This window comes from Candidatus Effluviviaceae Genus V sp. (assembly GCA_014728125.1).
Classification (GTDB): Bacteria; Joyebacterota; Joyebacteria; order Joyebacterales; family Joyebacteraceae; genus WJMD01.
Genome location: WJMD01000067.1, coordinates 1 through 5,118, shown reverse-complemented (window position 1 = coordinate 5,118; position 5,118 = coordinate 1). Strand labels below are relative to the sequence as shown.

At 67.5% G+C, this 5,118-nt stretch carries 5 protein-coding genes; 2 read left to right on the top strand and 3 right to left on the bottom strand.

Features of this window, described 5'->3' with window-relative positions; all coding sequences use genetic code 11:
• Together GF405_03745 and larA are read left to right on the top strand one after the other, a co-directional pair.
• On the top strand, nucleotides 1-339 hold a 339-nt coding region (locus GF405_03745), incomplete at its 5' end, for a hypothetical protein (GenBank protein MBD3367277.1).
• Nucleotides 336-1,577 carry a nickel-dependent lactate racemase gene (larA, locus tag GF405_03740; protein ID MBD3367276.1) on the top strand — a complete coding sequence of 414 codons (1,242 nt, stop codon included), beginning with the start codon at nucleotides 336-338 and terminating at the stop codon, nucleotides 1,575-1,577. The genes GF405_03745 and larA, both read left to right, overlap by 4 nt.
• A 99-nt stretch (nucleotides 1,578-1,676) precedes the next feature.
• On the opposite strand, the gene GF405_03735 is transcribed toward larA, so the two are convergent.
• The 3 genes from GF405_03735 to GF405_03725 form a co-directional block, all read right to left on the bottom strand.
• The gene (locus tag GF405_03735; protein MBD3367275.1) at nucleotides 1,677-3,140 is read right to left on the bottom strand and encodes a DASS family sodium-coupled anion symporter; all 1,464 of its coding nucleotides are present in this window, start codon (nucleotides 3,138-3,140) and stop codon (nucleotides 1,677-1,679) included.
• Nucleotides 3,141-3,357: 217 nt separating this feature from the next.
• Nucleotides 3,358-4,740 carry a hypothetical protein gene (locus tag GF405_03730; protein ID MBD3367274.1) on the bottom strand — a complete coding sequence of 461 codons (1,383 nt, stop codon included), beginning with the start codon at nucleotides 4,738-4,740 and terminating at the stop codon, nucleotides 3,358-3,360.
• 1 nt (nucleotide 4,741) lies between these two features.
• Nucleotides 4,742-5,118: TonB-dependent receptor (locus tag GF405_03725; protein MBD3367273.1), on the bottom strand; the 377-nt coding region annotated here is incomplete at its 5' end.

The window sequence follows — 5,118 nt, the reverse complement described above, 5'->3', positions numbered from 1 at the left end:
TCGGTGAGCGACCACGTTCCGGAGGGACGGCGGAGCTTCGTGTGCATCATGACCTACGCGCACGCGAACGACGAGCTGGTCCTCCGAGCTCTGATCGACAAACCCCTCCGCTACCTGGGGATGATGGGGAGCCGCTCGAAGGTCGATGCCGTCTTCGCGCATCTCATGGACGACGGCGTGTCTGAAGATGCTCTCGCGCGCGTTCGAGCCCCCATCGGCCTGCCGATAGGGAGCGACACGCCCGAGGAGATCGCCGTGAGCATCGCCGCCGAACTCGTGGCCGTGAGGAACGGGTCCCCACTCCCCTGGAGAGAACAGAGAGAAGAGGAGGCGCCATGAGGTTCGAGGTTGCCTACGGCGACGGGGTCCAGTCGGCCGAGGTCCCCGACGAACGGCTGGCCGCGGTCCTCGAACCGGCCGACGTGCCCTCTCGGCCGGAGTCCGACGTTCTCGACGAGGCACTGGCCGAGCCGGTGAACGGCGAGCGGCTCGAGAGCTTCCTCGAGGGCGCCTCGAGCGTTCTCGTCGTCGTGAACGACGCTACGCGACCCACACCGACAGCGCGCCTCCTGAAGCACCTCGCACCCGCGCTCCGAGGGCTCGAGATCACCGTGGCTGTGGCGACCGGGACGCATCGCGCCCCGACAGACGTGGAACTCCGCGCGATCCTCGGCGACCCGCCGCCAGTCGAGGTCGCCCACGTGCACATCCACGACGCTCGTGACGGCGCGGCGCACACCCGCCTCGCCGAGACGAAGTCCGGCACGCCGGTCGTCATCGACCGCGTCGTGCTCGACGCCGAGCGCGTCGTCGTCCTGAGCTCGGTCGAGCCGCACTACTTCGCGGGGTACACGGGAGGCAGGAAGTCGCTCATCCCGGGACTCGCCGCATTCGAGACGGTCGAGGCCAACCACGCCCACGCCATGTCGGACCGTGCGCAGCCGCTGCGGCTCGACGGAAACCCCGTCCACGACGACATGGTCGAGGCCGTCGACTCCATCCTGGATCGCCGATACTACGCCATCATGACCGTCCTCGACCGCGGGGGCCGGATAAACGCCACGGCGGCCGGCGATCTGCACGGGACGCTCCGCGCCGTCGCACCCGCGGCCGAGGCGGTCTACGCTCCCCCGATCGAGCGTCGGGAGCGCATCGTCGTGGCCGCTGTGTCTCCCCCGCTCCACATCAATCTCTACCAGGCGCAGAAGGCTCTCGAGCACGGGATCCTCGCCCTCGAGGACGGCGGGACCCTGATCCTCGTCTCCCCCTGCAGCGAGGGGCTCGGCGACGACACGTTCGCGCGCGCACTCAGGGGCGCCGGCACCCCCGAGGAGGCGATCGATGCGCTCCCGGAGACATACCGGTTCGGGGATCACAAGGTCGCACGCATCGCGCGCGCGGTCGGCAGGTTCGACATCGTCGCCGTCACGGGTCTCGCGCGCGACCTCGTCGCGTCGCTCTTCATGCTCCCGGCGCCCGACCTCCAGTCTGCGGTGGATGCTGCGCTCCGGAAGCACGCCGGCGGGCGCGTCCTCGTGATACCCCGCGCGGCCGAGACCGTCCCGCGCCTCCGCTAGCGTCGCGCCCTCGATCTCACACAGGCACCGAAGAGCGTCCGGGGCCGGCCCACGACGGACCGGCCCCGGAACCTGCACGCGTCCCTCGCGAGAGGTGTCCTACACCGGGAACATCCCGAAGACCATGCCCGTCAGGAAGTAGATGAGCACGGTCATGATGACGAGACCGATGAGATGCAGCCAGAAGCCGGTCCGCAGCATGTCGGTCATGCTGAGCTTCCCGGAACCGTAGACGATCGCGTTCGGCGGGGTCGAGATGGGCAGCATGAAGACGTTCGAACACGCGAGCGTCGCCGGGATGATGAGCAGGAACGGCGAGACACCGATGGCGGTCCCGACCGCGATGAGAATGGGGATGAGCATGTTCGCGACCGCCGTGTTCGAGGCGATCTCGCTCAGAAACGATGCGATGACGGTCACGATGATGATCAGCAGAAGCGGGTGAAGCGCGCTCGAGAGAGGGAGCGAGTTCGCGATCCACTCGGCCGCTCCCGAGGCGAAGAGCCCCTTGCCGAGCGCCAGGCCGCCGCCGAAAAGGTAGAGGATGCCGAACGAGATCGACTTCGCGTCGCCCCAGTTCAGTGCCGTCTTCCATCTCCTGACGTCGGTCGGGACGATGAACAGAAGGAGTGCGCACATCAGCGCGATGAGGGCATCGTCGAACCGGTCCTGCAGGAGTTCCATGACCGGCAACGGGATCTTCGTCCAGAACGGTCTGCTGATCCACAGGAACGCGACCAGGACGAACGCGGCGATCGTGTACTTTCCACCGAGTTCGAGCGTCCCGAGCGTCGCCCGCTCCTCCTCGATGGCGGACTCGCTGGCGATCGCCTTCGCCTGCGGCTTGTACATCATCCACAGGAACCACCAGGTCACCGGCAGCATGACGATCGCGAACGGGAGCCCGACCTCGAGCCAGTCGAAGAACGTGATCTCCTCACCGAGCAGCGTGTCGACGAACCCCGACAGCAGGACGTTCGGCGGCGTCCCGACGAGGGTCGCCATGCCGCCGATCGTCGCGGAGTAGGCGATGCCCAGAAGCAGCACGATGCCCAGCCGCGAGTCGGCCTTGAGCTTGGAACCCGAGAGAACCGCCATGCCGATCGGCAGCATCATCGCGGTCGTCGCCGTGTTCGAGATGAACGCGGAGAGGAACGCCGTGAGAGCCATGAAGTAGAAGACGAGCCGCTTGGGGCTGTCGCCGACCCGCACCAGGATGCCGAGCGCCATCCGGCGGTCGATGCCCCACTTCATCATGGCGCGGGCGATCAGGAAGCCGCCGAGGAAGAGGAAGATGAGCTTGTTCGCGTACTGCGCGAGCGCCTCGCTCAACGGGAGGATGCCCAGAAGCGGCAGCAGAACGCCCGGAAGGAGCGCCGTTGCGTAGATCGAGATCGCCTCGGTGCCCCACCAGATCGCACAGAGCGACAGGACGCCCAGCATGCGCGCGATCTGAACCTCGAGTCCGAGCGGCGCAAAGAGGAAGAAGAGAAGGACCGCTATCCCAGAGACGAAACCGAGCTTGCTCTTCACAAGCTCGGAACCACTCGACGAGCCGGCCATGGCAGCTGACCTCGCTTCCGGGACGTCCCGGAGTGTCCGGATGCACCGCGCCGCTCCTCGGTCGGAGGAGCGGCTCTTGCCGTCGATGAGCTGTCATCCCAGTACCACGTCGAGCCCCGCTCAGTCAAGGCGGGACACGATAACCACCGATGATACTCCAATCGGAGCCTCATGGCCAGTTTTTTCTGAGCGGTCCCTCAGGTTCGCCGGCGGCCGTCTAGCGGACGACGACGACCTTCGTCAGCGATGCTGTTCCCGCCGCCCGCGCGAAGTAGACGCCCGACGAGACGCGGCGTCCCGCGGCGTCCCGTCCGTCCCAGCGCACACCCGTCGCCCCACGCTCGATGCTCAGCCGGGCGACGTGCCGTCCGGCGACGTCGTAGATGTCGATCGGCGTCCCGGCGCGCACCGTCGCATCGACCTCGAGCCGCACCGGCCCCGCCGAGGGGTTCGGCCACACGCGGAGCGACGCCCCTCCCGCATCCGCCACACCCGTCACGTCGGAGCCGAGCACCACAAGATCGTGCGGAGGGAGTCCGACGAAGAGCGCGCCTGCCGTCTGCTCCGCCCCCGTCGCGGCATCGAAGACCCGCACCCCCGGGTCAGTGTAGCTCCTGTCGCTCACGAAGAGCTGCCCGGTGCCATCGTGGACCTCGACGTCGGCGATGTTCCACCCGCCGGGCCGGTACACGTCCCCGATGAGGGCCCCACTCGCCCTGTTCCACGCGACGACGAACGACTCCCACGCCGGTGACGTGACGGAGATCATTGCATGCGCTCTCTCCGCGGTTCCGAGCGCAATGTCGTTGATGTCGCCCTGAAGCTGCGCCTCCGTCGTAAGGAACCCCAGCGAGGAGAACGTCGACGGATCGATGACCTCGACGCCCCCGTCAAGGACGCCCCAGTGTCCGCTGAGCGGAACGATGAGATGCCCTGTGGCTGGGTCGACGTGGAGCTCGCCGTACGGGTTCGTCGCGGAGAGCTCGATGCTCTGCACACCGGGCTCAGCCGGGTCGGTGTCGACGAGCGTGTTCGTGTCCGGGTCGATGACGGCCAGGTACGAAGGAGGGACGGGAGTCCAGTAGACGTCGCGGTCGATGCGTTGAACGGCCACGAGGACGTAGCCGTTCGAGACGGCCATCCCCGACATCTCCGGCAGCCCGTCCGCATCCGCCAGCGCGGAGAGATCGACCGAATCGGTCACCGTCCCCGTCGTCGGGTCGACCTCGACGACATGGGTGCTCTCGTATCTCGAGACGTAGGCGCGCGTGTCGGAGACGAAGGCGATGTCCTGCGGGTTCGTGCCCGGCCCGACCGAGAACTGCCTTACCGTCGAGAATCCGCTCGCCGGATCGAGGACCTGTATGTTGTCGGCGTAGAGCTTGTTGACGACGTAGATGAGCCCGCCCCGTTCTCGCGCTACAGCGTCGCTGTGGACGGATGCGACGCCCTGATCGACACCCCACGGCGGGATGACACCGACCGTCGAGACCGAGCCGCTCACGGAGTAGTCGCTCGTCACGGCCACGACCGTGTCGGAGGAGGCGGCCGGGCGGCACGCGAGGGCCAGGAGGGCGAGCGTCAGCACGATGCGCGTCATGTCAGTCCTCTCTCAAGATGGCAACGGACAGCAGATACGAGCGTCCGGGCAGCGGATATCCCTCGACGTCGGTCACGCGCTCGTCGGTCAGGTTCTCCACCTCGCAGGACAGTTCGACCGTCCCGTCGAGGAACCTGAGCGCCGCTCCCGCTCCGTGGAGCGTCCGGGACGGACACTCGTTCTCCGGGAGATTAGCCCGGTCGCGGAACGACGCGCTCTCGTGGTCGAGCTCGTAGAATACGGCGTAGGGTCCGGTGTCCCGGCCGAGCCTGAGGAAGAGGTCATGGTCCGGCGCGTGCGGGAGTCGATTGCCGCCGTAGACCGGCGAGGGACCGTCGTTGACGGCACGCTGCACGGTGTACGAGCCGGACAGCCGGA

Coding starts and splice junctions, on each gene's coding strand:
- larA (MBD3367276.1), top strand. CDS start 336: ATGAGGTTCGAGGTTGCCTACGGCGACGGGGTCCAGTCGGCCGAGGTC.
- GF405_03735 (MBD3367275.1), bottom strand. CDS start 3,140: ATGGCCGGCTCGTCGAGTGGTTCCGAGCTTGTGAAGAGCAAGCTCGGT.
- GF405_03730 (MBD3367274.1), bottom strand. CDS start 4,740: ATGACGCGCATCGTGCTGACGCTCGCCCTCCTGGCCCTCGCGTGCCGC.